General features: G+C 68.8%; 28 protein-coding genes and 1 tRNA gene. 17 read left to right on the forward strand and 12 right to left on the reverse strand.

The features are described 5' to 3' along the window. Positions 1–186: 186 nt before the first annotated feature. Together ACFOSH_RS31340 and ACFOSH_RS31345 are read right to left on the reverse strand one after the other, a co-directional pair. Positions 187–930, reverse strand: a complete 744-nt coding sequence (locus ACFOSH_RS31340; RefSeq protein ID WP_378243036.1) for an isocitrate lyase/PEP mutase family protein — start codon at positions 928–930, stop codon at positions 187–189. After that, the gene (locus ACFOSH_RS31345; protein WP_378243038.1) at positions 927–1,391 is read right to left on the reverse strand and encodes a carboxymuconolactone decarboxylase family protein; all 465 of its coding nucleotides are present in this window, start codon (positions 1,389–1,391) and stop codon (positions 927–929) included. Before ACFOSH_RS31345 ends, ACFOSH_RS31340 begins: the two co-directional genes overlap by 4 nt. 46 nt (positions 1,392–1,437) lie before the next feature. Here ACFOSH_RS31345 and pdxR point away from each other — a divergent pair, with 46 nt between their 5' ends. Continuing rightward, positions 1,438–2,817, forward strand: a complete 1,380-nt coding sequence (gene pdxR / locus ACFOSH_RS31350; RefSeq protein ID WP_378243040.1) for a MocR-like pyridoxine biosynthesis transcription factor PdxR — start codon at positions 1,438–1,440, stop codon at positions 2,815–2,817. Here pdxR and ACFOSH_RS31355 read toward each other — a convergent pair. Beyond that, positions 2,814–3,494, reverse strand: coding sequence for a peptidylprolyl isomerase (locus ACFOSH_RS31355; RefSeq protein ID WP_378243582.1), 681 nt, complete (start codon positions 3,492–3,494; stop codon positions 2,814–2,816). The two genes, pdxR and ACFOSH_RS31355, sit on opposite strands and share 4 nt — an antisense overlap. Positions 3,495–3,640: 146 nt before the next feature. On the opposite strand from ACFOSH_RS31355, the gene ACFOSH_RS31360 reads away from it, so the two are divergent. Together ACFOSH_RS31360 and ACFOSH_RS31365 are read left to right on the forward strand one after the other, a co-directional pair. Further along, positions 3,641–4,228: a hypothetical protein gene (locus ACFOSH_RS31360; RefSeq protein ID WP_378243042.1), complete on the forward strand. Its 588-nt coding sequence runs from the start codon at positions 3,641–3,643 to the stop codon at positions 4,226–4,228. A gap of 136 nt (positions 4,229–4,364) precedes the next feature. Continuing rightward, positions 4,365–4,718 (forward strand): beta/gamma crystallin domain-containing protein, encoded by a 354-nt coding sequence (locus ACFOSH_RS31365; RefSeq protein ID WP_378243044.1) that lies wholly within the window; start codon positions 4,365–4,367, stop codon positions 4,716–4,718. Between the two features lie 156 nt (positions 4,719–4,874). Here the strand turns inward: ACFOSH_RS31365 and meaB are convergent, their stop codons facing one another. Together meaB and ACFOSH_RS31375 are read right to left on the reverse strand one after the other, a co-directional pair. Next, positions 4,875–5,843 (reverse strand): methylmalonyl Co-A mutase-associated GTPase MeaB, encoded by a 969-nt coding sequence (meaB, locus tag ACFOSH_RS31370; protein WP_378243046.1) that lies wholly within the window; start codon positions 5,841–5,843, stop codon positions 4,875–4,877. Positions 5,844–5,848: 5 nt separating this feature from the next. Then, positions 5,849–7,030: an acetyl-CoA C-acetyltransferase gene (locus tag ACFOSH_RS31375; protein WP_378243048.1), complete on the reverse strand. Its 1,182-nt coding sequence runs from the start codon at positions 7,028–7,030 to the stop codon at positions 5,849–5,851. Positions 7,031–7,161: 131 nt separating this feature from the next. Here ACFOSH_RS31375 and mce point away from each other — a divergent pair, with 131 nt between their 5' ends. Next, entirely contained in the window at positions 7,162–7,602 is a 441-nt protein-coding gene (mce, locus tag ACFOSH_RS31380) for a methylmalonyl-CoA epimerase (protein ID WP_378243050.1), read from the forward strand. A gap of 115 nt (positions 7,603–7,717) precedes the next feature. Here the strand turns inward: mce and ACFOSH_RS31385 are convergent, their stop codons facing one another. Together ACFOSH_RS31385 and ACFOSH_RS31390 are read right to left on the reverse strand one after the other, a co-directional pair. Next, positions 7,718–8,332 carry a TetR/AcrR family transcriptional regulator gene (locus ACFOSH_RS31385; protein ID WP_378243052.1) on the reverse strand — a complete coding sequence of 205 codons (615 nt, stop codon included), beginning with the start codon at positions 8,330–8,332 and terminating at the stop codon, positions 7,718–7,720. A gap of 16 nt (positions 8,333–8,348) precedes the next feature. Then, entirely contained in the window at positions 8,349–8,717 is a 369-nt protein-coding gene (locus ACFOSH_RS31390) for an SPW repeat protein (RefSeq protein WP_378243053.1), read from the reverse strand. A gap of 243 nt (positions 8,718–8,960) precedes the next feature. Here ACFOSH_RS31390 and ccrA point away from each other — a divergent pair, with 243 nt between their 5' ends. The 4 genes from ccrA to ACFOSH_RS31410 all read left to right on the forward strand — a co-directional run bounded on the left by ccrA (position 8,961) and on the right by ACFOSH_RS31410 (position 13,214). Next, positions 8,961–10,301 (forward strand): crotonyl-CoA carboxylase/reductase, encoded by a 1,341-nt coding sequence (gene ccrA, locus ACFOSH_RS31395; RefSeq protein WP_378243055.1) that lies wholly within the window; start codon positions 8,961–8,963, stop codon positions 10,299–10,301. A 104-nt stretch (positions 10,302–10,405) separates the two neighbouring features. Next, positions 10,406–11,515 carry a chromosome segregation protein gene (locus tag ACFOSH_RS31400; RefSeq protein WP_378243584.1) on the forward strand — a complete coding sequence of 370 codons (1,110 nt, stop codon included), beginning with the start codon at positions 10,406–10,408 and terminating at the stop codon, positions 11,513–11,515. A gap of 107 nt (positions 11,516–11,622) precedes the next feature. Beyond that, a complete protein-coding gene (locus ACFOSH_RS31405) occupies positions 11,623–12,072 on the forward strand; it encodes a universal stress protein (RefSeq protein ID WP_378243057.1) in 450 nt (149 codons plus the stop codon). Beyond that, entirely contained in the window at positions 12,072–13,214 is a 1,143-nt protein-coding gene (locus ACFOSH_RS31410) for an adenylate/guanylate cyclase domain-containing protein (RefSeq protein ID WP_378243059.1), read from the forward strand. Before ACFOSH_RS31405 ends, ACFOSH_RS31410 begins: the two co-directional genes overlap by 1 nt. A 282-nt stretch (positions 13,215–13,496) precedes the next feature. Here the strand turns inward: ACFOSH_RS31410 and ACFOSH_RS31415 are convergent, their stop codons facing one another. The 3 genes from ACFOSH_RS31415 to ACFOSH_RS31425 are packed head-to-tail and all read right to left on the reverse strand — an operon-like array spanning position 13,497 to position 16,470. Continuing rightward, complete coding sequence (locus tag ACFOSH_RS31415; RefSeq protein WP_378243061.1) at positions 13,497–14,729, reverse strand: aldehyde dehydrogenase family protein; 1,233 nt, start codon at positions 14,727–14,729, stop codon at positions 13,497–13,499. Positions 14,730–14,780: 51 nt separating this feature from the next. Next, entirely contained in the window at positions 14,781–15,494 is a 714-nt protein-coding gene (locus ACFOSH_RS31420; protein WP_378243063.1) for a M50 family metallopeptidase, read from the reverse strand. 43 nt (positions 15,495–15,537) lie between these two features. Continuing rightward, complete coding sequence (locus tag ACFOSH_RS31425) at positions 15,538–16,470, reverse strand: DNA-3-methyladenine glycosylase family protein (protein WP_378243065.1); 933 nt, start codon at positions 16,468–16,470, stop codon at positions 15,538–15,540. 141 nt (positions 16,471–16,611) lie between these two features. On the opposite strand from ACFOSH_RS31425, the gene ACFOSH_RS31430 reads away from it, so the two are divergent. The 3 genes from ACFOSH_RS31430 to ACFOSH_RS31440 all read left to right on the forward strand — a co-directional run bounded on the left by ACFOSH_RS31430 (position 16,612) and on the right by ACFOSH_RS31440 (position 19,764). Next, positions 16,612–17,382: a class I SAM-dependent methyltransferase gene (locus ACFOSH_RS31430; protein ID WP_378243067.1), complete on the forward strand. Its 771-nt coding sequence runs from the start codon at positions 16,612–16,614 to the stop codon at positions 17,380–17,382. Then, entirely contained in the window at positions 17,379–18,707 is a 1,329-nt protein-coding gene (locus ACFOSH_RS31435) for a M20 family metallopeptidase (RefSeq protein WP_378243069.1), read from the forward strand. The genes ACFOSH_RS31430 and ACFOSH_RS31435 overlap by 4 nt, the downstream gene beginning before the upstream one ends. A gap of 91 nt (positions 18,708–18,798) precedes the next feature. Then, complete coding sequence (locus tag ACFOSH_RS31440; RefSeq protein ID WP_378243071.1) at positions 18,799–19,764, forward strand: S1C family serine protease; 966 nt, start codon at positions 18,799–18,801, stop codon at positions 19,762–19,764. Between the two features lie 100 nt (positions 19,765–19,864). Here the strand turns inward: ACFOSH_RS31440 and ACFOSH_RS31445 are convergent, their stop codons facing one another. Together ACFOSH_RS31445 and ACFOSH_RS31450 are read right to left on the reverse strand one after the other, a co-directional pair. Then, complete coding sequence (locus ACFOSH_RS31445) at positions 19,865–20,242, reverse strand: DUF3224 domain-containing protein (RefSeq protein ID WP_378243073.1); 378 nt, start codon at positions 20,240–20,242, stop codon at positions 19,865–19,867. 47 nt (positions 20,243–20,289) lie between these two features. Continuing rightward, positions 20,290–21,816 (reverse strand): helicase HerA-like domain-containing protein, encoded by a 1,527-nt coding sequence (locus tag ACFOSH_RS31450; RefSeq protein ID WP_378243075.1) that lies wholly within the window; start codon positions 21,814–21,816, stop codon positions 20,290–20,292. Between the two features lie 112 nt (positions 21,817–21,928). Between ACFOSH_RS31450 and orn the strand changes: the two genes are divergently transcribed. The 6 genes from orn (at position 21,929) to ACFOSH_RS31480 (ending at position 25,362) form a co-directional block, all read left to right on the forward strand. Further along, the gene (gene orn, locus ACFOSH_RS31455) at positions 21,929–22,537 is read left to right on the forward strand and encodes an oligoribonuclease (protein WP_378243077.1); all 609 of its coding nucleotides are present in this window, start codon (positions 21,929–21,931) and stop codon (positions 22,535–22,537) included. Positions 22,538–22,614: 77 nt separating this feature from the next. Then, positions 22,615–22,690 (forward strand) — tRNA-His (locus ACFOSH_RS31460). 95 nt (positions 22,691–22,785) lie between these two features. After that, complete coding sequence (locus tag ACFOSH_RS31465; protein ID WP_378243079.1) at positions 22,786–23,469, forward strand: helix-turn-helix domain-containing protein; 684 nt, start codon at positions 22,786–22,788, stop codon at positions 23,467–23,469. Then, positions 23,466–23,867 carry a hypothetical protein gene (locus ACFOSH_RS31470; protein ID WP_378243081.1) on the forward strand — a complete coding sequence of 134 codons (402 nt, stop codon included), beginning with the start codon at positions 23,466–23,468 and terminating at the stop codon, positions 23,865–23,867. Before ACFOSH_RS31465 ends, ACFOSH_RS31470 begins: the two co-directional genes overlap by 4 nt. Beyond that, a complete protein-coding gene (locus tag ACFOSH_RS31475; protein WP_378243083.1) occupies positions 23,864–24,175 on the forward strand; it encodes a helix-turn-helix domain-containing protein in 312 nt (103 codons plus the stop codon). The genes ACFOSH_RS31470 and ACFOSH_RS31475 overlap by 4 nt, the downstream gene beginning before the upstream one ends. After that, entirely contained in the window at positions 24,175–25,362 is a 1,188-nt protein-coding gene (locus ACFOSH_RS31480) for a tyrosine-type recombinase/integrase (RefSeq protein ID WP_378243085.1), read from the forward strand. Before ACFOSH_RS31475 ends, ACFOSH_RS31480 begins: the two co-directional genes overlap by 1 nt. Positions 25,363–25,408 lie beyond the last annotated feature (46 nt).

A 25,408-nucleotide genomic window follows, 5' to 3' on the forward strand; every position in this document is an offset into this window, starting at 1 on the left:
TCTTCCTCGGCTGGCTCGGCACCGTGCTGTCCAAGGAACACAACCAGAAGAAGTACGCCGAGATGGAGGTCCGCTCGCTCACCGGCGCGGGCGCCGAAAAAGCGGTCTCCCACTGATCGCCGGGACGGTGCGGCCGGCATCCAACGCCCCCGGCCGCACCGTCCCGGTTCCATTCCCCGAGTACGCCTAGTACGGCAGCTTCCCCGCCGCGAGCCCGGTCAGTTTCGCCCGGAGATCGGCGCGGACCGACTGCCACAGCCCGGTGCCCAGCGAGATCCGCGCCACCCCCAGAGTGGCGAGCGCGGAGAGATCGGGGCCTCCCGGCATCGGAGCGGCGTTGACCGCACCCGGCGCGACAGCCTTCACGAACTCGCCGAGCACGTCCGGCGACTTCACCAGGATCGGGTAGACACAGTCCGCCCCGGCCTCGAAATACGCCTTGGCCCGCGCGATCCCGTCCTCAAGAACGGCCTGCTCGTCGGACGCGCCGAGGAAGACGTCGACGCGGGTGTTGATCACCAGTGCGTCCCCGGCGGCCTTGCGCAGCTCTGCGATCCGGTCCGCCTGCGCTTCCAGTGACCGAAGTCCACCGGAAGTGTGATCGGTGTCCTCGTAGTTGCAGCCGACGGCGCCCGCTTCGGCCAGCCTCGTCGCGAGTTCTCCCGCATCGAGCCCGTACCCGCCTTCCGCGTCGACCGTCACCGGGACCGAGACCGCGCGCGCGATCCTCGCGGCCGCCGCGAACATCTCGTCGACGGGCGCGTTCTCCCCGTCGTCGTACCCGAGGGCCTTGGCGACGGCATGGGAACTCGTCGCCACGACGGGGAACCCGGCGGCTTCCACGAGATGCGCGCTGTCGGCGTCCCACGCGTTCGGCAGGAGCAACGGCGTACCCGCGACGTGCAGTTCCCGCAGCCGCGTCGCGGTCATTCGGCGCGCTCGGGCAGCGGCGCGTGGCTGGTCACGCACATCCGGTTCCAGCTGTTGATCGCGATGATCTCCCACGCGACCGCGCGGTACTGGGCCTCGTCGAAGACTCGCGTCGCCTCTTCGTAGACGTCGTCCGGGACGTCGTGGAGGGTGGCGACGTTGGTCATCGCCTCGGTCAGCGCCAGCGCGGCGCGCTCCTGCTCGGTGAAGAGCTCGGTCTCGCGCCAGCCTTCGAGCACGTACAGCCGCCGCGGCGACTCGCCCTGCTGCACCGCGTCGTGGGAGTGCATGTCGAGACAGAAGGCGCAGTGGTTGATCTGCGACGCGCGCATCTTCACCAGTTCGAGGAGCTTCTGCTCGACGCCGGCGTTGGCGGCGGCCTTCTCGACTTCGGCCTGCAGTTTCGCCATGGCCTGGTAGATCTCGGGCACTCGTTTGCCCAGGTGGATTCGCTCTGTCATGACTTCGAATCTAGTGGCAACTGGCCCACGAGTATGGTCCAGTCACATGGCAGAATCATGGTCCAGTTCGGGAATGGACGTCCACCTGGACTGGCGCCCCGAGAGCGGCCGGACCGGGCTCGCCACCGCGATCCGCGCGGCCATCCGGGCCGGACGCTGGCAGCCGGGCGCGGCGGTGCCCTCGACCAGGGCGCTGGCGCAGGACCTCGGGGTGGCCAGAGGAACGGTCACCCGCGTCTACGCCGATCTCGCCGCCGAGGGGTACTTGCGGACAGCGCAGGGCGCCCCGACCCGGGTAGCGACGGCGGGCGCGCTGCCCGCGTCGCCGCCGAGGCCCGTCCCCCACGACCCGGCTCCACGCTGGGACCTGCGCCCCGGCAGGCCGAACCTGTCCGCGTTCCCCCGGTCCGCGTGGCTCGCGGCGACCCGCCGGGCCCTGCACCAGGCGCCGATGTCGGCGTTCGACTACACGGCCGAGTCCGGAGCGGCGGAGTTGCGGGAGACCCTCGCCGCCTACCTGGCAAGGAGCCGCGGAGTGGTCGCCGACCCCGAGCGCATCCTGGTGTGCTCCGGGTTCTCGCACGCGATCGCGATCCTGGCGCGGGTCCTGCACGCGCGCGGAGCGGACGAGATCGCGTTCGAGAACCCGTCGCTGCACATCTACCGGGACATCGCCGCCGCCAACGGTCCCCGGGTGGTCGGCGTCCCCGTGGACGACCACGGGATCACGGTGTCCGCTTTGGCCAGTCCGGCGGTGGTGGTCACCCCGGCGCACCAGTACCCGCTGGGCGTCACCCTCGCTCCCCGGCGACGCGCGGAACTCACCCGATGGGCGGAGGAGACCGGCGCCGTCGTCGTCGAGGACGACTACGACGGCGAGTTCCGGTTCGACCACCAGCAAGTCGGCGCGCTCCAGGCGCTGGCACCCGAACGGGTCGTGTACGTGGGGACGACGAGCAAGACGCTCGCACCGGCCTTGCGCCTGGGTTGGATGGTCCTGCCGCGGTTCCTGGTCGAACCGGTACGCGCGGAGATGGCCGCGAGCGGCGCGCGGCCCGCGTTGCTGGACCAGCTGGCGATGGCCGAGCTGATCGAATCGGGCGCCTACGACCAGCACATCCGCCGCTGGCGCACCGAATACCGCTCCCGGCGCGACAGGCTGCTCGCGGCGTTGCCGGATTCGGTGCTGCCGCAGGGGATCTCCGCCGGGCTGCACCTGGTCCTCCAGTTCCCCGGCGAGATCCCCCGGGAGATGGAGGTGATCGCCGCCTGCCGCCGCCGCGCGATCGGGCTCGAAGGGCTCAGCGGCTACTGGATCGGCGAGCCACAGCGCGAAGGGCTCATCATCGGGTACGGCGCCGCCGCGAAGCACGCTTTCGGCGGCGCCACCCAGGCCTTGCGCGAGGCCATCTTCGAAGTCACCTAGCAGAACCAGGGGCGTGCCCGGAGGATGTCGGTCTTCAGGACGGGGGCGCCGTCGACCGGGGCCGGGGCCTCCGGCGTGGGCTTGATCCCACCCGCGGCGACGTCGTCGAGGGTTTCGAGGCCTTCGTGGCCGACAGTGCCGAAGATCGTGTAGTTCGGCCGCAGCGCGGAGTCGCCGTACACGACGAAGAACTGACTTCCGTTCGTCGCCGGACCCGCGTTGGCCATCGCGAGCACGCCGCGCGAGTACACCTTGCGCTCGCCGGTCGGGTCGGTCGGCGCGGGCGGCAGGCCGACGGGCAGTTCGTCCTTGTACTTGTAGCCGGGGCCGCCCTCGCCGGTCCCGCTCGGGTCACCGCACTGCAGCACCTTCAACGTCGGGTACGCGGTCAGCCGGTGGCACGTCGTCCGGTCGTAGAACCGGTGCGTCGCCAGGTGCAGGAAGCTCTGCACCGTGCACGGCGCCTTCGCCCGATCGAGGGTCAGGTCGATCTTGCCCTGGTTCGTCTTCAGCTGCACCGGCACCTTGCCCCGGCTCGGCGTGCGACGGGGGTCCGGCGGCAGCGGGACCGGGCGCACGGCCGGGTCGTCCGGTGTCTGCGTGTACTGGCACGGCCCCTTCGTGACCTTCGGCGGGACGCCCTCCGCGGACGCCGTTGCAGTACCGGCCGCGAGCATCAGCCCGGCGCCCAGCACAGCCACAAAGACTTTCGCGATCCTCTGCACGGTTCCTGCCTCCCAGCCGTGGACGAAGAAGAGAGCATAGGGTGAATCCCCGCCGCTCACACAGGTCCGGAAGTAGGTGCGCGGTTAGGGTCGGAGCCGTGGAGATCGCCGAACGACACCAATGGCAGCTGAACGCGCTGACCTTCCTCTACGCGTACACGCAGTATGTCCTCGTGCACGAGAGGGTCATGGCCGGACTGCCGCCGGAGAAACCGGCCGAACTCGACAAACCGCGCATGCTCAGGCTCGCCAAGGTCATCGACGACATGATCCTCGACTTCCGCCGGGAGGACGGGCTGACCGATCTCGAACGACGCCGGGTCATCCGGCTCGCCAGGGAGATCAAGTCGCACGTCCGGGAGAAGTGGCCGCCCCGGGAGCCGTCGCTGACCGAGTGGGTCGCCTCCGCCGCGGCGCACTTCTACTGCGAGGAGCACATCAACAACGGCTACGTCCGGATGGGCCGCGTCTTCGACCCCGACATGGCCGACAGGTTCCTGGAGCGCGTCGAGTTCTGCCGGGGGCAGACGGTCACGATCACGAACTACGCCGCCAAGGTCGCCGACGGCGAACAGCTCACGTTCGGCGAGACCAACCAGCTCGAGGTCTGGAAAGAGGACGCGGTCAGCCACCTGGATAATCTCGACAGCGACTTCGGCGACATCAAGATGTACGTCGAATTCTGACCGCTGCACGGTCGGCCAGACTTGCCTGTCCCAAAGCACCCGTGAAGCGGGCGGGAAATTGACACCGGCCACACTTGATCGAGATGCTCGAAAGCGCACGATGCACCTCCTTTTCCCTTCACTAAAGGAGAATTCCGTGATCTCGAGCAAGAAGACAGCCGGCCGCGTCATGGCCGTGGCGGCCGCCGTCGCCGCCACGTTCACGATGGTCGTCCCGACCGGGACGTCGTTCGCCATCGACCACATCCCCTGCCGCGCCGGGGAGAACTTCCTGAAGATCTGGTCGCATCTCGGCGGTGGCACCAGCGTCGACTGCTACGCCAACCGAGGGAGGATCAGCTTCGGGGGCTGGTGGATCGACCGGATCTCCACCGGCAACAACGACCTGATCTACTACGACAGCAACGGCTCCGACGTCAGAATCAACCGGTGGACCGACATCAGCTTCCCGAATCGGCCGCCGAAGGTGCGCGTCATCGAAATCCTCTGACCAAAACCTCGTGAGTGGTAAGGACGGACCCGTATTTTCCTACCTGCGCCTGATCTGCGCGAAGGGCGATGGTCGCGCGGGCGCGGGAGTCGACGGTGGAGGATTTGGGACGTTCAACGTCCCAAATCCTCCACCGTCACACCTTCCACTCAGCACTCACGAGTCCCTAAGCTCGGCGATCAGTTCTTCGGCCGCCGCGAAGGGGTCGAGCTTGCGCTCCACCACGCGTTCGGCCAGTTCGGTGAGCCGGTCGCCGGAGCGCAGGTCGACGATCTCCGCGCGCAACCGCTGCACGGCGATCGCCTCGACCTCGTCACGAGCCCGCGCCGCGCGGCGCCGGGGCAGTTCGTCGCGCTGGACCAGCCAGTCGTGGTGGTCACCCAGCGCGCGAACGACGTCGTCGACGCCTTCACCGCGCGAAGCCACCGTCCGCACGATCGGCTGACGCCAGCTCGGACCGCGGATCTCCCGGCGCACCAAGGAGATCATCTGCTTGAGGTCGTGGACGGTCGCGTCCGCGCCCTCCCGGTCGGCCTTGTTGACCACGAACACGTCCGCGATCTCCAGCACGCCCGCCTTCGCCGCCTGGATCCCGTCGCCCATCCCGGGCGCGAGCAGGACCACCGTGGTGTCGGCCAGTTTCACGACGTCCACTTCGGACTGCCCGACCCCGACGGTCTCGATCAGCACCACGTCGAACCCGGCCGCGTCGAGCACCCGGACCGCTTGCGGCGTCGCCCACGAAAGCCCGCCGAGGTGCCCGCGCGTGGCCATCGAGCGGATGAACACGCCGGGATCGGTGGCGTGTTCGGTCATCCGGATCCGGTCGCCGAGCAACGCCCCGCCGGAGAACGGCGACGACGGGTCGATCGCCAGCACCCCGACCCGCAGGCCCTGCGCCCGCAGCGCCGTGAGCAGCGCGGACGTCGATGTCGACTTGCCGACACCGGGCGGACCGGTCAGCCCGACGACCCGCGCGCTGCCGGTGTGCGGCGTCAGCTTCGCCGCGACCTCGGGCAACTGCGGATGGGCGTCCTCGACCAGCGACAGCAACCGGGCGATCGCGCGGGGGACGCCGTCCCGCGCGCGACCGACCAGTTCGTCGATGTCCAGCTGTACCGGCAAGGGCTTTACGGAACGCGAAGCAGCAGCGCGTCGCCCTGGCCGCCACCGCCGCAGAGGGCGGCCGCGCCGAGGCCGCCACCGCGACGGCGGAGTTCGTGGATCAGGTGCACGGCGAGCCGCGCGCCGGACGCGCCGATCGGGTGACCGAGCGCGATGGCACCGCCGTCGACGTTGACCTTCTCCGGGTCGAGCCCGAGCTTGTCGGCCGAAACCAGGCCGACGGCGGCGAACGCCTCGTTGATCTCGACGAGGTCGAGCGCGTCCGCGGTCAGCTTCTCCTTGGCCAGCGCGGCCAGGATCGCGTTCGACGGCTGCTCGTGCAGGCTGGCGTCCGGACCGGAGACCACGCCGTGCGCGCCGATCTCGGCGAGCGGCGTCAGGCCCAGTTCCTCGGCCTTGGCCTTGCTCGCGACGATGACCGCGGCCGCGCCGTCGGAGATCTGCGAGGCCGAACCGGCGGTGATGGTGCCGTCGGAGGCGAACGCCGGGCGCAGCTTCGCGAGGCTTTCCGCGGTGGTGTCGGCGCGGACGCCTTCGTCCTTGGAGAAGACGACGGGGTCGCCCTTGCGCTGCGGGATCGACACCGGCGCGATCTCGGCGTCGAAGCGACCGGCCTCGATGGCGGCGGCGGCGCGCTGGTGCGAGCGCGCGGAGAACTCGTCCTGCTGCTCGCGGGTGAGCCCGTAGCGGTTGTTGTACTTCTCCGTCGAGGAGCCCATCGCGACCTGGTCGAAGGCGCAGAACAGACCGTCGTAGGCCATGTGGTCGACGAGCGTGGTGTCGCCGTACTTGAAGCCCGCGCGGGACTTCGGCAGCAGATGCGGCGCCTGGGTCATCGACTCCTGGCCACCGGCCACGATCAGGTCGAACTCGCCCGCGCGGATGAGCTGGTCGGCGAGCGCGATGGCGTCGAGACCGGAGAGGCAGACCTTGTTGATGGTCAGCGCCGGGACGGTCATCGGGATGCCGCCGGCGACCGCGGCCTGGCGGGCCGGGATCTGGCCCGCGCCGGCGGTGAGCACCTGGCCCATGATCGTGTACTGGACCGCGTCCGGTGAGACACCGGCCTGCTCCAGCGCCGCCTTGATGGCGAAGCCGCCGAGTTGCGCGCCCGAGAAGTCCTTCAGGGAACCGAGCAATCGCCCGATCGGTGTACGGGCGGCACCCAGGATCACGGAACCGGACACGGCGTCCTCCAAGCATCGGCGCAAGGGCAAAGGGGGTCTTCGCGACCATACCCGGGTCACGGGCGTCTTGATGGAGCCAGTGTGAGGCGGCGCACGCCGGTTCGTCCGCCCCCGCACCTATCCTGCTCTGCATGAACCAGGCGCTGAAACCGTTCGTGACCGCCATCGACCACGTCGGCATCGCGGTGCCCGACCTCGACGCCGCGATCGCCTTCCACACCGAGCACTTCGGCTTGGAGGTCGCGCACGAGGAGGTCAACGAGGAGCAGGGCGTCCGCGAAGCGATGCTGCGCGCGCCGGGCACCGCCGGGACCGAGACCGCGATCCAGCTCCTCGCGCCGCTGCGCGACGATTCCGCGATCGGCAAGTTCCTCGCGAAGAGCGGCCCCGGGCTGCAGCAGCTGGCGTACCGAGTGTCCGATGTGGACGCCGCCGCGGCGGCACTGCGCGCGCAGGGACTCCGGCTGCTCTACGACGAGGCGAAGCGCGGCACGTCCGACAGCCGGGTGAACTTCGTCCACCCCAAGGACGCCGGTGGCGTGCTGGTGGAACTGGTCGAGCCCGCCCACTGACGAGGTGACCGGCAGTATGTCTCCCGGATGCGCGTCAGCGCGACGGGAGACTTCACCGTCGCGCGCCCTCTTTCGGCCGAAGGCCACGAGAACGTTTTGCAGGGCGCCTTCGCTGTCAACCGCCGGTTTCCTGCGGCCCCGCGCCCTGCGAAAGGTTCTCGTCAGCGCGCGACCTGGATGACAGCGCATCGGCGATGAAGGCGACCTCGCGATCGATCTCGGCGGGGTCCCCGTCTTCGTTGTGCCGTGCTGTCGCGTGGCGATGGCTGACGGCCCTCGCGAGCAGCCCCGACGCCGAATCGACGTCGGCGATCGCGAGTTTGCCGCCGGTCGCGGCGACGATCACCGCCTTCACCTGGCGGACGAGCTGCTGGAACCGTTCGGCCAGCGCGTCGCGGACGGCGCGGTGCGTGTCGGCCTCGCGCCACAGCAGGTGTGACAGCGCCAAGGACCGGTTGAACCGCCTGTCGAGTTCCACGACGAGGCCGCGCAGGCTGCCCGCGAGGTCGCCGGGGACCACCACGACGGCCGGTTCGATGCGGGCGTCCGGCAGTTCGGCGACCAGTGCGGCCAGCAGATCCGACTTGCGCCGGAAGTAGTAGTGCACCAGGCCCTTGGGCACGCCGGCCTGTTCGGCGATCCGGGACGTGGGGGTGGCGTCGAAACCGGACTCGGCGAACAGCCCCTCCGCGGCTCGCAGGATGCGCTGTTTCGCCGAGTCCTCTTTCACGCCTTCTCCTCTCGCGTCAGTGCTGTCCCGCCGTCTTGTGCGTCGCCTGGGCGATCGGCATCGCGGCCGCCCCGGCCACCACGGTCAGGACGCCACCGACCCAGGCCGTCCAGGACGCGCCCATGAAGGTGGCGAATCCCATGACCCAGGGCGAAACGAACAGCAGCGCGCCCAGGACGATCTGAATGCCTTCGCCGTAGACCATGCCAGGCATCGCGAGCGACGCGAGGCCGTCGAGGGCGATCAGCGCGCCGAGGACGACGAGTGACCACATGGCGATGTTGTCCGTGGTCATCCAGAGGGGTGAAAGCGCGACCACGACACCGATGACCACCTCCGCCCAGTCATGGGGGCGGGTCCAAGGGCGCGTCGTGGGTTCGTTCATGCGTGCTCACCTCCGAAATTCGGCTGAACCTGCAGGTCGGAGAGATCTCCACCGCCCATGCTCCGCTTGGTTGGCCAGCCGGTCAAGACCGGTCGATAACACTTCGGGATGTGTACGTGCTCCACGTCTCGTACAGTTGTGGTCTTGGTTACCGGTGAGTAATTTGGGCGAACCACTCGTTGCCGGTGAGCCCACATCGGCACAGTGCCGCCACACGCCACCACCCCATTCGCGGAGGTTCCGATGTCGCAGCTCGGCGAGATCCAGCAGGCCATTCTGAACGATGACCTCGGCGCCGTGGCGTCGCTCGACGTGCCGGAGGCCTATCGCGGGGTGACCGTGCACGCGGACGAGGCGGGCATGTTCGAAGGCCTCGAAAGCCGGGACAAGGACCCGCGCAAGTCGCTGCACGTGGACGAGGTCCCGACCCCGGAGCTCGGCCCCGGCGAGGCGCTGGTCGCGGTCATGGCGAGCGCGATCAACTACAACACCGTCTGGACCTCGATCTTCGAGCCGGTCTCGACCTTCAAGTTCCTGGAGCGCTACGGACGGCTTTCGCCGCTGGCGAAGCGCCACGACCTGCCGTACCACGTCGTCGGCTCGGACCTGTCCGGCGTCGTGCTGCGCACCGGCCCCGGCGTGCACAACTGGAAGGCGGGCGACGAGGTCGTCGCGCACTGCCTCAACGTCGAACTCGAAGGCCCGGACGGGCACAACGACACGATGCTCGACACCGAGCAGCGGATCTGGGGCTTCGAAACGAACTTCGGCGGACTCGCCGAGATCGCGCTGGTCAAGTCGAACCAGCTGATGCCGAAGCCGGACCACCTCACCTGGGAAGAGGCCGCCTCCCCCGGTCTGGTGAACTCCACCGCGTACCGCCAGCTCGTCTCGCGCAACGGCGCGGACATGAAGCAGGGCGACGTCGTGCTGATCTGGGGCGCTTCGGGCGGCCTCGGCTCCTACGCGACGCAGTACGCGCTCAACGGCGGCGCGATCCCGGTGTGCGTGGTCTCCAGCCCCGAGAAGGCCGAGATCTGCCGGAAGCTGGGCGCGGAGCTGATCATCGACCGCAACGCCGAGGGCTACAAGTTCTGGAAGGACGAGAACAACCAGGACCCGAAGGAGTGGCAGCGGTTCGGCAAGAAGATCCGCGAGCTGACCGGCGGCGAGGACCCGGACATCGTCTTCGAGCACCCGGGCCGCGAGACCTTCGGCGCTTCGGTCTACGCCGCGCGCAAGGGCGGGACGATCGTCACCTGCGCGTCGACGTCCGGATTCATGCACCAGTACGACAACCGCTACCTGTGGATGAACCTGAAGCGGATCATCGGCAGCCACTTCGCCAACTACCGCGAATCGTGGGAAGCGAACCGGCTGATCTCGAAAGGTCTGATCCACCCGACGCTGTCGAAGACCTATGCGCTGGAAGACACCGGCCAGGCCGCGCTGGACGTGCACCGCAACGCCCACCAGGGCAAGGTCGGCGTGCTCGCCCTTGCACCGGAAGAAGGTCTGGGTGTCCGGAACCACGAGTTGCGTGAGAAGCACATCGACGGGATCAACGCGTTCCGGAACGTTTAGCGCGCCAGAACGCACTTTCGCCGCGCGTTGCGTGGGTGCTCACCCTTCCGTGACCCCAGCTCGACTACGGTAGAAGGATGAGCCTTGGCGAGGAACGGGAGCTAGTGCCGCTGGGAGCCGGCTTCGACGTGGCGAAGCGCGGTTACAGCCGTGCGCAGGTCGACGAGCATCTCGAGCGGCTGGACGCCGATCTGAAGATGCTCACCGCCGATCGTGATGCCGCCATCGGGCAAGCGGGCGACCTGGCACGGCAGCTGGAGATCGCGCGCGGCGAGATCGCGGACCTGCGCGGGCAGGTCGACAGGCTCGCCCAGCCGCCGACGAGCGTCGAAGGCCTGTCCGAGCGGCTGCAGCGCATGCTGCGGCTGGCACAGGACGAGGCCGCCGACACCAAGGCGCGCGCGGAAGCCGAAGCCGGGCACATCCGCGCCAAGGCGGAGACCGACGCGAGCGCCATGCGGGCCCGCTACGAGCAGCTGCTCAACGAGCTCGACCTCCGCCGCAAGGAGATGGAGGCCGAGCACCGCGGCGTGCTGGAGACGGCCCGCGCCGAGGCGAAGGACATCACCGACAAGGCGAAGGCCGAGCGCGACAAGCTCGACGCCGAGTCGCAGCAGCGCCGCACGCAGGTCGAAGAGGACTTCGAGATCGCGATGGCGTCGCGGCGCACCGAGGCCATGCACGCGCTGGCCGAGCAGGAGGCCGCGAGCAAGGCCGAGGCCGCCCGCCGGGTCCGCGAGGCCACCGATGACGCCGCCGCAATCCGCGCGAAGGTGCTCGAAGAGGAGACGACGGCCAAGGCCGACATCGAGCGCCGTCAGCGGGAGTCGGTCGCGGACGCCAACAAGCGCAAGCAGGACTCGATCACCGAGGCCAACGCCCGGCTCGCCGAGGCGGCCGACGAGGCACGCCGCCGCGTCCGGCAGGCCACCGAGGAGTCCAACCGGCGGATCACCCAGGCCACCGAACGGGTGGAAGCGCTCCGCAAGGTGCGCTCCAGCCTGGCCGAGCAGGTCCGCACCGCGCGGACCGCGCTCGCCGAGGCGACACACGTCCTCGGCGACGAACCGCACGTCCCGGCGGATCTGAAGGCGAAGCCGTCGCCCGACTCGGAGGCCACCGTGCAGCTCCGGATGGCCGATGTGCCGAAGGCCACATCCGGCGCGAAGGCTTCACCTCGGCCTGCGGCGGCACAGAAACCGACTGGCGAGTAACCTTCTCACCCGACCGCCTTCACGACGGCCTGCGCGCCGATCGTCCAGCGGTTATCGTCGCTGCTCGCGCGCGTGTGCGAGCCGGAGGAGATCGGTGGAGGTTGCGGATGGCTGCATATCGGACCGTGGTCGTGGGCACGGACGGATCGGATTCCTCGTTCGCCGCGGTCGACAAGGCCGCGGGCGTCGCCGGGGACGCCGGCGCGACCCTGGTCATCGTGTGCGCCTACTACCCCGCCAACAAGGGCGACGTGGAGAAGGCGCAGGACGCCCTCGGTGACGAGGCGTACCAGGTCGTGGGCTCGGCTCCGGCCGAGGACACGCTGCTCTCCGCCCGTGACAGGGCCGCGAAGGCAGGCGCGCAGAGCATCGAGACCGCCGCTGTCGTCGGCGACCCGGTCGACTCGCTGCGCAAGGTCGTCGCCGACCGTTCCGCGGATCTGCTGGTGGTCGGCAACCGCGGACTGAACACGCTCGCCGGCCGCATCCTGGGCTCCGTACCGTCCGAGGTCGCACGAAAGTCCGGGGTGGACGTGCTCATCGTCCACACCACCTGATGCCCGAACCCGGCGAGATCTCGTCCGACGCGCTGCAACAGCGCCTCGAACGGATCCTGCTCGGCGGAAAGCGCAAGTACACCCGGCTCGAAGTCGCCGAGAAGGCAGGCGTTCCCGAGGAACGCTCTCGGCGGCTTTGGCGTGCGCTGGGCTTCGCGACGGTCGAGGACGACGAGGTCGTCTTCACCGACGCCGACATCGACGCGATCCGCACGGCGGACCAGCTAATGAGCTCGGGGATGATCGACCCGAGCATCGAGCTGGCGGTGACGCGCGCGCTGGGCCAGCACCTTTCGCGGCTCGCGGAATGGCAGGTCCACATGCTGTGGACGATGATCACCGAGAACAAGGAGATCGGCAGCAGCGAACGCCAGATCGGGCGGCTCGTCGAACGGCTGCTGCCCGAACTGGAGAAGGTGCAGGACTTCGTCTGGCGCCGCCATCTCGCGGCCTACGCCGGCCGGGCGATGGCCATGCCGGACGAAGACCTCGAGACGCGGACCGAGGTGGTCGGGTTCGTCGACATGGTCGGCTACACCCGGCTGACCAGGCAGGTCGGCGAAGACGAGCTGACAGCCATCCTCGACCGGTTCGAATCCGTCGCCACCGAGGTGGTCGCCGATCACCACGGGCGGATCGTGAAGATGATCGGCGACGAGGTCCTGTTCGTCGCCGATTCCGCCGTCGACGGCGCCGAGATCGCCCTCGCGCTGTCCGAACGCGCCGACGCCGACGAGACCCTGCCCGCCGTGCGCGCTGGTCTGGCGTCGGGCCGGATCCTCAGCCGGTTCGGCGACGTCTACGGCTCGGTCGTGAACCTCGCCGCCCGCCTCACCTCGATCGCGCGGCCGGGCACCATCCTGGTGGACAAGGAACTCGCCACCGAACTCCTGGAACTCCCGCAGTACGAGGTCCGCACGCGGCGGCCGGTTTCGGTGCGCGGGTACAACCGCCTTCGGCCCTCTTCGCTGCGTCGGGCGCGGGACAGGCCTTCGGGCATGTTCGCCTCTTCGCAGCAGCTTGCCGCGGAGATGCTGGGGCTGGGCGACTCCGCTCCTGTTCCTGACCCCGTCGTGGACGAGGTCGAGGACGCCGTCGCGACCTCCTTGCCGCCCCGGCCCAAACGGCGCCGTCGCCGCTGACCTCCGGCCGGGAGAGAGCAAGGGACCTTTGCTATCGCCTCGGCGGTCCGGGCTGGTCGTGAGTGGTAAGTCGCGTTCTAACGACACTTGCCGCTCACGACCACCTGGACCGACGCCTCACTCCGCCCTGTCGTCCGTCGGATCACGCGAGTCGTCCGTCCAGCCACACGAAACCACTCGGCAGTAGGTTCCTGAGCGGGCAGGGTCGCGAGCGCCACGCTTGAGACCTTGAGTGTCCCGAGTGTGGCGCTCGGGACACTCAAGTAAAGCGTGCGAGGTAGGTCAGGCGGGCAGCACGGCGTACTGGCGCACGTAGAGATCGGTGTAGGTGACCGGGCCGCGCGGGCCGGGGACCCTGTCCAGGTTGATGCCGGTCTCGGGCACGGCGAGGAGTTTGAAGCCGTCGAGCAGCCGGGTGGGCGCGTTCCAGAAGACACCGGTGCCGGTGTACGCGTCGAAGAACGCGTCGGCGGCTTCGCTGCTTTCGGTGGCGATGCCGGCGGCCAGGCCCGAGGTTCGCTCGTTGGCGATCTCAGCCGCTTCGGACAGGCTGGCGACCTTCGCGACTGTGACGGTCGCTTCGCGGTCTGAATCGAGCGCCCATTCGTAGCCGATGGCGTGCTCGTGCGGGGCGAGCGACGGCGTGACGCCGCGTTCGGCCAGCGCACCGGAGATGCCGGGCCAGACGCGGTCGTGGGCGGCCTCGTGGATCAGCAGCAGGTTCAGCCGGTTGCAGACGCCGAGCCTGTCGAGGCTGTTGAAGACGAGGTCACGCACCTTGTCGGTGTCGGCCGCTTCGTCGACGTACAGCACGCCGCCGCCGTCGGCGTGGGCCAGCGTGCGGACGCCGTGGACGGCCGCCTCGGTGGCCAGCGCACGGGTGCTGTCACCGCTGCCGCGCAGGATGACCAGCGGTACGAGCGCGGGGAACCGGACCAGCGCGGAAGCCGCTTCGCGCTCGGCGCGCGGCACCAGCTGGATGACGTCCGCGTCGATACCCGCCTCGGCGAGCGCGGGGGCGATCACGGTCTCGCGCAGGCGCTGGGCCGAGCCGAGCGCGGCGGAGCCCGTGCGGAGCACGCCACCGTTGCGCGACTTCACCAGCTGCGAGGCGACGTCGACCGTGACGTTCGGACGCGCTTCGTAGTTCGCGCCGATCACGCCGACCGGGCGGCGGCGTTCCACCAGCCGCAGTCCACCATCCAAAGTGGACACGTCGACGGACCGCTCCTGGTGCGGCGCACCGGCCAGGAGACGGAGCTGTTCGGCCATGCCGGTCAGGCGCTCGGGGGTGATGGTGAGCCTGTCGAGCAGACCCGCGCTCATGCCGTCCTCGCGCGCCTTGGCGATGTCGGCCTGGTTCGCTTCGAGCACGACGTCGGCGTGCTCGACCAGCTTGTCCGCCATGGCGTTCAGCGCGGCGTCGATCGCCTCCGCCGAGGCGGCGGCCAGTGACGGCGCGGCCCGTTTCGCCGATCGAGCGCATTCCTCGACGGCCTTGGCGACCTCGTCCATCCCCGACTCCTTCCGCGCGGAACGAGCCATCAGTCTGCCGTACCGCCCCGGTCAGGCGACGGTCGGCTCCAGCAGCCACAACCCGCCCGCGAAGAGACAGCTCGCCGTCAGCACGGCCATCACCAGCACCCACAGCACCGCGGGCATCCCGGTGAGCCTGCCGAGCTGATCGGCGTCGGAATCCCTCGCCCCTCCCCGGCGCCGCTTGATCTGCAGCTCGACCACCGGCCGGACACCGCCGAACAGCAGGAACCAGGTCAGCAGGTAGACGAAGATCGCCTGGAACCACGACGGCGCCACCAGCGCGACCAAGCCGAGCACCACCGAGCTGGTGACCACGGCGAACACGCCGTAGGTGTTGCGCACCATCACCAGGACACCCAGCAGCATCAGCGCCATCACGATCAGCACGACGGTGATCAGGTCCGACGAGAGCAGCCCGGCGAACACCAGTCCGAGCACCGCGGCCGCCGGGTACCCGGCCAGCGCGGTGAACGCCATCCCCGGCCCCTCCGGCTTGCCGCGGGAGACTGTGACGCCTGAGGTGTCCGAGTGCAGCTTGATGCCCTGCAATCGGCGGCCGACCAGCACCGCGGCGAGCGCGTGGCCCGCCTCGTGGACGAGCGTGATCAGGTTGCGGGCGATCCGCCACGGCCTGCCCGACAGCACCACGAGCAGTGCGAGACCACCGGTGACCAGGGTGATCGTGCCGGGCGGGGTGGACTGGGCGATGTCGGAAACCGTTTCGGCGGGAGACGAGCTCACCTCACCAGCTCACCACAAGCCGGATATGCCCGGTGTCAGGCGGTCATCGAACCTCCGTTCCCGCACGTGCGAGACTCCGGTCGTTTCGCAGGGCGAAGGCCACCCAGCTGCGGAATGGCCGCCACACCGTGGACAGCTCCTCCAACTCCTCTGCCGGCGCTTCCGGCAGGTCGTACGCGACTCGCATGGCCTCCTGCACCCGAGGCTCGTCCGCCGGGAAGACGTCCGGATGCCCGGCGCCCCGGATCAGGATCAGCTGCGCCGAGAACGGGCCGATCCCCGGCAAGCGCTGCAACCGGCTCAACGCGTCCGTGACCGGCATCGCGCGCAGATACGCGGCGTCGAGCAGACCGTCCTTGGCGGCGTTGGCCACCGCGCGCAGCCGCTCGGCCTTCACCTCCGGCAGTCCGCGCCCGGCCTCCGGCCCGGCCAGGACGTCCGGCGCCGGGAACGACATGAGGATCTTCCCGCCGACGTCCACCGGCCTGCCGAACTCCTCGGCGAGCCGCCGTTTCACCCCGGCGGCCTGCGCCATCCGCGTCTGGTGGCCCAGGATCACCCAGCAGGCCGCTTCGTACGGCGAGTGGAACAGAACGGGCCGCAGCCCGGGGAACGCCAGCTGAAGACGGCGCACCACGGGATCCGCGGTGCCGACCTTGGCGAAGCCGACACCGTCGACGTCCACCGAAAGGATCCGCCGCACCTGGGCGCCGACCTCGACGGCGAGCCCCTCTTCGGCGAAGACCTCCACTTCGATCGAGCCGGGCGATCTCTGTCTGACGGCCGCACCGACGTGCTCCCAGCCCGCTTCGGAGGGAAAGGCGAGGCGCAGGGTGCCGGGTTCGGCGGCGGCGTCGGCGCGGCACGCGGGCGGGAAATCGGTCAGGAACCGGATGGACTTGTCGAGGTCGAACGGGCCGCGCACCGGGATGCGAAGCGTGGTCGTGGCTGCGGGCTGCAGGATCGAGCCGGTCATTTCGGGCTCCTTCGGCTGGGGAACGGCGACTCCCTCCGACGTTAGAGACGGCCACCGACAGTTTCGGGTCGCGGCGGCGGGAATGTCGCGAACGGGCCGGTCATGGCAGATTCTCGGGTGAACACCGTGAAGGGAGCAGCGATGCCGGACAACCGCGAACGTCTCTTGGGCCTGCTGCGGCCGGGCACCACGACCACCGGACCGGACAAGGGTTTTCTCGATCTGCTGGGCGAAATCCCGCAGGCGGGGCCGCCGACGGGGCTCGCGCAGCGGCTGATGCGCACCTCCGCCGTGCCGATGATCTACGAGCGGTATTGGCGGCCGACGCTGGGCAGGGTCGCGAAAGGACTGACCGGCCCGAGCATGGCGGACGAGATCCGGATCGCGGTCGAAGCGCTCGGCCTGCGCCCCGGCCAAATCTCGCTGGACGTCGCCTGCGGCACGGGCCGGTTCACCCGCGCGTTCGGCGAAGCGGTCGGCCCGGACGGGCTGTCCATCGGGCTCGACGGTTCGGTCACCATGCTGGAGAAGGCGCTCGCCGCTCCGAACCCGGCTTCGGTGGCCTTCCTGCGTGCCGACGCCGTCGACCTGCCGCTCGGCGATTCCACTGTGGACGCCGTCTGCTGTTTCGCCGCACTGCACATGTTCGCCGACCCGGGCGCGGCGCTGGATTCGTTCGCCCGCGTGCTCAAGCCCGGCGGCTCGCTGGTGCTGCTGACCAGCGCCCGGCACAGCGACCAGCCGATGCGGCTGGCGGACACCTTCCTCGGCAGGCTGAGCGGACAGCGGATGTTCGACCGCGGCGAGATCGCGCTGAAACTGTTCCGGCGCGGATTCGACCGCGTCGGCGAGCGGTACTCCGGCGTCACGCAGATCGTCACGGGAGAGCTACCGGTTAACATCCGGAAATGATCCGCTCTGAGCACGCTTCGCCGATTCCGCCCGACGACAGCTACCTCCGCTCGCTGGTCGACGCGACCGCGGACGCCGTCGCCGCGGCCGAACCCCTCGGCTCGCCGCACGACGGCGCGGACCCCGCCACCCGGGACGCCGTCAGCGCCGGGATCCGCGCGCTGACGGCTGAATTGGTGGAGCTGAGCCAAGACCTGCACGCCCACCCCGAAGAGGGCTTCGCCGAGCACCGCTCGGTCCGCGCGCTCGGAGACCTGCTCGAACGGCACGGGCACGAGGTGACGATCGGCGCGGGCGGACTGGACACCGCCCTGGTCGCGACCACTCCCGGCAGCGGCCCGCACATCGCGGTCCTCTCCGAGTACGACGCTCTCCCCGGCCTCGGCCACGGCTGCGGGCACAACGTCATCTGCACCGCGGGCGCGGGCGGTTTCCTCGGCGCGGCGGCGGTCGCCGAACGGCTGGGCGGCCGGGTCTCGCTGATCGGCACGCCGGCGGAGGAGGGCGGTGGCGGTAAGGAAACCATGGCCCGCGCGGGTGTTTTCGACGACGTCGACGCGGTGGTCATGCTGCACCCGTTCAGCCACGACATCGCCATGCACCCGTTCCTCGGCAGGCGGCAGCTGGAAATGGTGTTCCACGGTGTCGGCGCGCACGCTTCGGCTCAGCCGTTCATGGGACGCAACGCGCTCGACGCCGCCGTCGCCGCCTATCAGGGTGTCGCGGCGCTCCGGCAGCATTTGCCCTCCAGCGACCGCGTCCACGGCGTCTTCACCGACGGCGGCGCACGGCCGAACGTCGTCCCGGAACGCGCGGCGCTGCTGTTCTACCTCCGGTCCGCGCAGCCGGACACGTTGCGCGACCTCGCCGAGCGGGTTTCGGCGGTCGCGCGCGGCGCGGCGGAGCTGACCGGCTGCGGAGTCGAACTGAAATGGGACGCCCAGCCCGCGTACCTGCCGATCCGGTTCAACACCACGCTCGCCGGACGCTGGTCGGTGCATCAGGTGGACGCCGGCCGCAAACCGCTCCCGCCGGGGATCGTGCCCGAATTCCTCACCGGCTCGACCGATCTCGGCAACCTTTCCTACCGGATGCCCGCGATCCACCCGATGATCGCCATCGCCGGGCCGACGACCGCCTTGCACACCAAGGAGTTCGCGGCCGCGGCCGGTTCGCCGGACGGCGATCGCGCGGTCGTCGACGGCGCGCTGGGGCTGGCCATGACCGCCGTCGACTATCTGGCCGACGCGAAACTCCGCGCCGCGGTGCACGAGGAATTCGAGGCGTCGGGCGGGGCCTTGGACGTCCCGACGTTCTTCGACTGAGGAAACGCTGAGATTTCTCAGGTGATTCTTCTCAGGAAAGCACAGGGGTTTTCCACAGGAGGTTCACAAGTAAGAGCGCGAATCTTGTTCCATGACCGAGAACGAGAGTCGGCCCGGCCCCGCCTCCACCGGTGGGCACCAGCCGCCGCACCAGCAGCAGTACCCCGGTTACACCCCTTGGCAGGCCGCGCCGAATCCGCTCTTCACGCCGCAGCAGGCCCCGGCACCGGTCCCGCCGCCGCGCAAGAAAGGCGGCAGGATCGCCGTCCTCGTCAGCGCGACGGCGCTCGGTGCCGCGCTCGTCGGCGGGGTCGGCGGAGCGGCGCTCGTCGGGTTCGGCTCGGCGTCGTCGGCGTCCGGCACGGGTTCGTCCGCGGTCGCCACCGGGCAACCGGTCGGGAACACCACTTCGGGTGACGTCAGCGGGGTCGCCGCGAAGGTGACGCCGAGCGTCGTCCAGGTGAACGTGACCACCGCGCAGGGTGAGGCCGTCGGTTCCGGCGTCATCCTGACGGCGGACGGACGCATCCTCACCAACGCCCACGTGGTCGCCGACGCCCAGGGCGACGTCACCGTCACGCTCTCGAACGGCAAGCAGTACAAGGCGAGCGTGGTCGGCGCCGACACGAAGGCCGACATCGCCGTCCTGCAGGCGAAGGACGCAAGCGGGCTGACACCGGCTTCGCTCGGCGATTCGAGCAAGCTCGCCGCCGGTCAGCAGGTCGTGGCGATCGGCTCGCCGGGCGGCCTGCAGAACACGGTGACCACCGGCATCGTGAGCGCGCTGAACCGCAAGCTCGACGAGCTCAGCAGCGGCCAGGAACGGCGTTCGCCGTACAGCCGGACCACGAACGAAGCCGGGCCGAGCTACACCGCGATCCAGACCGACGCCCCGATCAACCAGGGCAACTCGGGCGGGGCGCTGGTGGACGCGCAGGGGAACGTCATCGGCATCAACTCGGCGCTGTACAACCCGTCCTCGACCGGCAGCATCGGCATCGGCTTCGCGATCCCCATCAACGACGCGAAGAAGATCGTCGAACAGATCGTCGGCTGACCCGGCCGTCTGGACCGCTGTCAGGGGGCGGCCCAGCAGGCGATGTCCGTGAAGGCCTCCTTCCCTACCTTCAGGGTAGGGAAGGAGGCCTTCACGGATTTCAGAGTTCGTAGGTGAGGGTGAAGGTGTGGTTGCCCTCGTCGTCCTGGACGATCTCCGCCGTTCCGGTGATACCCGCCAGGTCACCGTGACCGGAGCCCGGCAGGACGATCAGGTGATGCCCGTTCTCCCCCGCCGAGTGATGCAGGACGAAGCCGCCCTTGCGCCCGTCGACGGACACGGACAGCCGCTCGAAGGCGACGTACGCCGACGACGTCTCGTTCACCGCCGTGAGCATCTCGACGGCGCTGGTCCCCTCGACGTCCCCGGTGAACGTCTTGGTCAGGAGCACCCGTGAGAACTCGGTGCCTTCGGGCTTCTCGGTGGCTTGCGGATCCCAGCCGTCCACGGTGAACGACGCTGTCGCGGTGTTGGTCATGGCACCGAGCCTGCCGGACATACCTGACAGAATGCGTCAGGTATTCCTCACCGCCTCCGGTTCCCGAACAAGCCTCGCGTGATCTCCCGCCCGAGCGCGCTCGCCGCCGACCGGAGGAACGACTTCACCGCCGGGTTCTTCATCGCCTGCTCGACCATCCCCGGTGCCTCCTTCTCCTGTTTCGCAGCCGGGGGCGCCTCCGGCGGAGCCTCACCGGCAGACGGCGCGGCCACCTTCGCGGCGAGCTTCTCGTAGGCCGACTCACGGTCGATCGTCTCGGCGTACTTCGCGTGCAGATCCGAAGACGCCGTCGCCGCGGAGATGGCTTCGGCGCCGATGGAGCCCATCTTCGAGCGCGGCGCGCGCAGGCGGGTCCACGCGACCGGCGTCGGCGCGCCCCGTTCGGAAAGCACGGTGACGATCGCTTCGCCGATACCGAGCGACGTCAGCGCCGAGTCGAGTTCGTAGTGCTTCGTCTTCGGGTACGTCTTCACCGTCTTCGTCAGCGCGGCCTGGTCCTCGGGCGTGAACGCGCGCAACGCGTGCTGCACCCGCGCGCCCAGTTGCGAGAGGACGTTGTTCGGGATGTCCGTCGGAAGCTGCGTGCAGAAGAACACGCCGACGCCCTTCGAGCGGATCAGCTTCACGGTCTGCTCGATACGCTCCAGGAACGCCTTCGACGCGCCACTGAACAGCAGGTGCGCCTCGTCGAAGAAGAACACCAGCTTCGGCTTGTCGAGGTCGCCCTCCTCGGGCAGCTCCTCGAACAACTCGGCCAGCAGCCACATGAGGAACGTCGAGAACAGCGCGGGCTTCGACTGGAGGTTGTCCAGCTCCAGCAAGGTCACCATCGCCTTGCCGTCGACCTGGCGCATCAGGTCGTGGACGTCCAGCTCGGGCTCGCCGAAGAAGTCCTCGCCGCCCTGAGCCTCCAGATTGGACAGCGACCGGAGGATCACCCCGGCCGTCGCGGCCGAGACGCCGCCGATGCCCTTGAGGTCCTCCTTGCCCTCGTCACTGGTCAGATGCGTGATGACCGAGCGGAGGTCCTTCGTGTCCAGCAGGGCCAAGCCGCGCTGATCGGCCCAGTGGAAGATCAGGCCGAGCGTCGACTCCTGGGTTTCGTTGAGCCCCAGCACCTTCGACAGCAGGATCGGGCCGAAACTCGTGATCGTCGCCCGGATCGGCGCGCCCTTGCCGCCCGTGCCCAGCGACAGGAACTGCACGGGGAACGCGGCGGGCTCCCACGCGTCACCCAGCTCCTCCGCGCGTTTGGCGATCTTGTCGTTGCTCTCGCCCTGCGCGGCGAGCCCCGACAAGTCGCCCTTCACGTCCGCCAGCACCACCGGCACGCCCGCGGCCGACAGCTGCTCGGCGATCAGCTGCAAGGTCTTCGTCTTACCGGTACCGGTCGCGCCCGCGACCAGCCCGTGCCGGTTCAGCGTCGCCAACGGCAGGCGGACCGCCGCACCGGCGTCGGCCTTGCCGTCGATCACGACGGCGCCGAGCTCCACCGCCGCCCCCTCGCTCACGTAACCCTGTGCGATCTCCTGGGCTGGACCCTGTTCGGCCACTGTCGCTCCCTGGTCTGTGATATGGCTCACCTGAGGGTGCACACGCTGCCAGCAACGCGCCGAACCCGCACGTCGCGCGTCGCGAATCCCCGGGTCGGGTTAGGGTTTCGGGGTGAACGACCGCCTAGTCTGGATCGACTGCGAGATGACGGGGCTCGACCTCGGCAAGGACGCGTTGATCGAAATAGCCGCGCTGGTGACCGACGCCGAGCTCAACGTCCTCGGTGAGGGCGTCGACATCGTCATCCACACCGACGACGAAACCCTCGAAGGCATGCCGGAGGTCGTCCGCGAAATGCACGCCCGCTCCGGCCTCACCGAAGAGGTCCGGCGCTCCACGGTCACCATGGAAGAAGCCGAACAGCGCGTGCTCGAGTACATCCGCGCGCACGTGCCCGAGGCCAACGTCGCCCCGCTCGCCGGCAACTCCATCGCCACCGACCGCGGCTTCATCACCCGCGACATGCCCGCCCTCGACGGACACCTGCACTACCGCATGGTCGACGTCTCGTCGGTGAAGGAACTCGTCCGGCGCTGGTACCCGCGGATCTACTACGCCAAGCCCGAAAAGGGCCTCGCGCACCGCGCCCTCGCCGACATCAAAGAGTCCATCGGCGAGCTCGACTACTACCGTCGCGTCGCCTTCGTCCCGCAGCCCGGCCCGACCACCGAACAGGCCAAGGCCGCGGCCGCTGAAGTGCAGGAACGCCACGAACGGTAACCCGTTGCGAGCCCCGGGAACGGGCACGCTAATATAGTGCGGCCGAGGTGATGGGAAGCTTCCCAAGCCCGGCGATGGTGGGCGTAGCTCAGCTGGTAGAGCACCTGGTTGTGGTCCAGGAGGTCGCGGGTTCGAAACCCGTCGCTCACCCCACATAGATGCAGGTCAGAGACTCGTTTCTGATCAGTGTCCCCGTAGACCCCGAATTGTGTCCCCACGGACCACGATTCGGGGTTCATCATGGGGTCATGACAGCAGCATCATCGAACGAAACCCAAGCGCGGTTCGGTGACGCCGTCAGAGCCCGTCGTCTTGAATTGAACCTCACGCAAGACGACGTGGTCGACCTTGACGGCCCGTCGCTTGGCACGCAGCGAAGCATCGAGAACGCTCACGCCGCGAGCTATCAGTCGAAGACACTTCAGTCGATCGACCGAGTCCTGCGCTGGAAGCCAGGTACATCGAGCAAGCTTCTGAGAGGCGAGCTAGTGGCCTTGGAATCCGTCGAGGTTCCCTCCAGTTCGCTAGGTTCGTTGCTTCGCGAAGGTCGGAAGGCAGCCGGGCTATCGATTCGCGCGGCCGCTCGTTCGGCGGGATTCTCCGAGGGGCGGTGGCGCCAGTTGGAAGCTGGTTACGAGGTTCGATCAGGCGTGCAAGTCCCCGTGAACACGACCGCCTCAACGGTGGTGCAGGCAGCAGGTGCGGTCGCCGTTGATGCGGACGAGGCACTTCATGCTGCTGGCATCGAGGGGGTTGACCCGGAGGCGGTACGGGGGGCTGGCCAAGGCTCTGGTGAGGCGCAAAAATCTCCTCCAGAAGGCGCCATCGACTCGCTCATCTGGTCGGTCAGGACTGCATCCATCGCTGATCTCCGACGCCTCCGCGATGTGGTCGACACTGCTCTCGCCATCAGAACCGAGGGGGGCCAGTGACCGAACTGGACCCAGCTCAGATCATATCGATCGGCCGCATCTTTCCAGGCGTGAAGAGGATCTGGCTTGATGCTCTCCGATCGGGCGAGTTTCGGCAGGCCCGTGGTGCGATGAGACTGTCGGACGGCTTCATGGACCCTCTAGGAATCTTGTGCGAACTGTACCGCCGCGATCAGGGTGGTAATTGGGCACCACGAGACGATGGTTGGGTCTTCCGCGACGCACGAAATCAGTACGCCGCTGGCGGCGATCTGACGCCAGCGATCCTCAAATGGGCCGGATCTAGAGCGAGCCGATGCGGTTTGGCCGCGCCGGGGGCGACGTGGGCCATAGCGAACCTGAACGACAGCGGCGCACCGTTCGCCGAGATCGCCGAGCTCATCGAGGAGAACCTGTGACCGCCGAGAAGAACTTCGCGATCGGGATGCGGGACTTGCGTGCCAAGAAGGGTGTCTCGCAAGTTGCACTCGCTACAGCACTCGTCCCGCACGGATACAGCATCGACAGCACCGCCATCACGCGCATGGAGCACCACGCCGACGGCCGTACCGACGCTCGCACGATCCGACTCGGCGAAGCAGTAGCCATCGCCGAAGTCCTCGGCACGACGGTCGACCAAATGTGCCACCTCGGGTCCACCTGGCGCGCCCGTCGCATAGCCGCGCTCCGGGCAGAACTCGCCGCACTGACTGTCGAGGAGGACTGATGGCCAGCATCGAGACCCGGCCCCGCTCGAACGGCACCTGCGCCTACCGGGTGGTGTGGTGGTGCCCGGACGCCAAGAAACGCGACAGCATGACCTTCGACGACGAGACCGAGGCTGAGCGCGCGAAGAAGCTCCTCGACGCCACCGGGGGCCGGTTGACTGACGCCACCAAGGCCATGGACGCGATCCGCAAGAAGGTCCCGACCATCGCGGACATCATCGAGGACTACGTCGAGCACCTCACCGGCATCGAAACCCGCACCAAGAAGGACTACAGGGGTTACGCCCGCAACCACATCAACCCCTACATCGGCGCCTTCCCCATCGACCACGACGACCTCGACAAACTCGCCGCCAGGTGGGTCAACGACCGGTGGGACGAAGGCGAAGGAATGGGCGGCAAGACCCTCCGCAACGTGCATGCGTTCCTGTCCTCCGCGATCGGATCAGCAGTCCCCAAGTACCGACCCGACAATCCCTTCCACGGTCAACGGCTCCCCGAATATGTGCAGGAAGAGATGTGCTTCCTCACCCACGGCGAGTTCTCCCTCCTGCTCTCCCAAATCCCCGAGTTCTACAAGCTGGTCGTGACGTTCCTCGTCTCCACCGGACTCCGATGGGGCGAACTGGTCGCCCTCAACGTCGGCGACCTCGACCTACTCGCATCCACCTCATCCGTGCGGGTTACCAAGGCCATCAAGCGCGCCGACAACGGCCACTACGTCGGCACCACCAAAACCCGCAAGGGCCGCCGCACCGTCTCCATCCCGCCGTCCCTCATCCCGCAACTGGCGTCGCTCACCTTCAACCGCGAACAGGACGCGCCACTGTTCACCGGCCCCCGAGGCGCACGGCTCCGCGAGAACAACTTCCGCGATCGTGTCTGGTCTCTCGCGGTCGCGCGCGCAAACGCCGAACGCGACGTCGACGGCAAGTACATCCCGATCGCACTCCGGCTGAACAAGGAACCGAGGATCCACGACCTCCGACACACTCACGCCTCGTGGCAGATCGCCGCCGACGTCGACCTGCCAACTCTTCAGAAGCGCTTGGGGCACGAGTCGTACAGCACCACTGTGGATGTCTACGGACATCTGGACCCGAGGCAGCTGGAGCGCTCCGCTGACGCCGCCGAGGCATCACTTCAGGCGGTCATGCCCAGAAAGCAGGTTCAGTACTCGGAGTAGGACAGCCGCTACACTCTTGTGCACCCTCTTCGCGGAGGCATGGCCC

Origin of the sequence: Amycolatopsis speibonae, from assembly GCF_042647925.1 — a bacterium.
In the GTDB taxonomy this organism is placed as follows: Bacteria; Actinomycetota; Actinomycetes; order Mycobacteriales; family Pseudonocardiaceae; genus Amycolatopsis; species Amycolatopsis speibonae.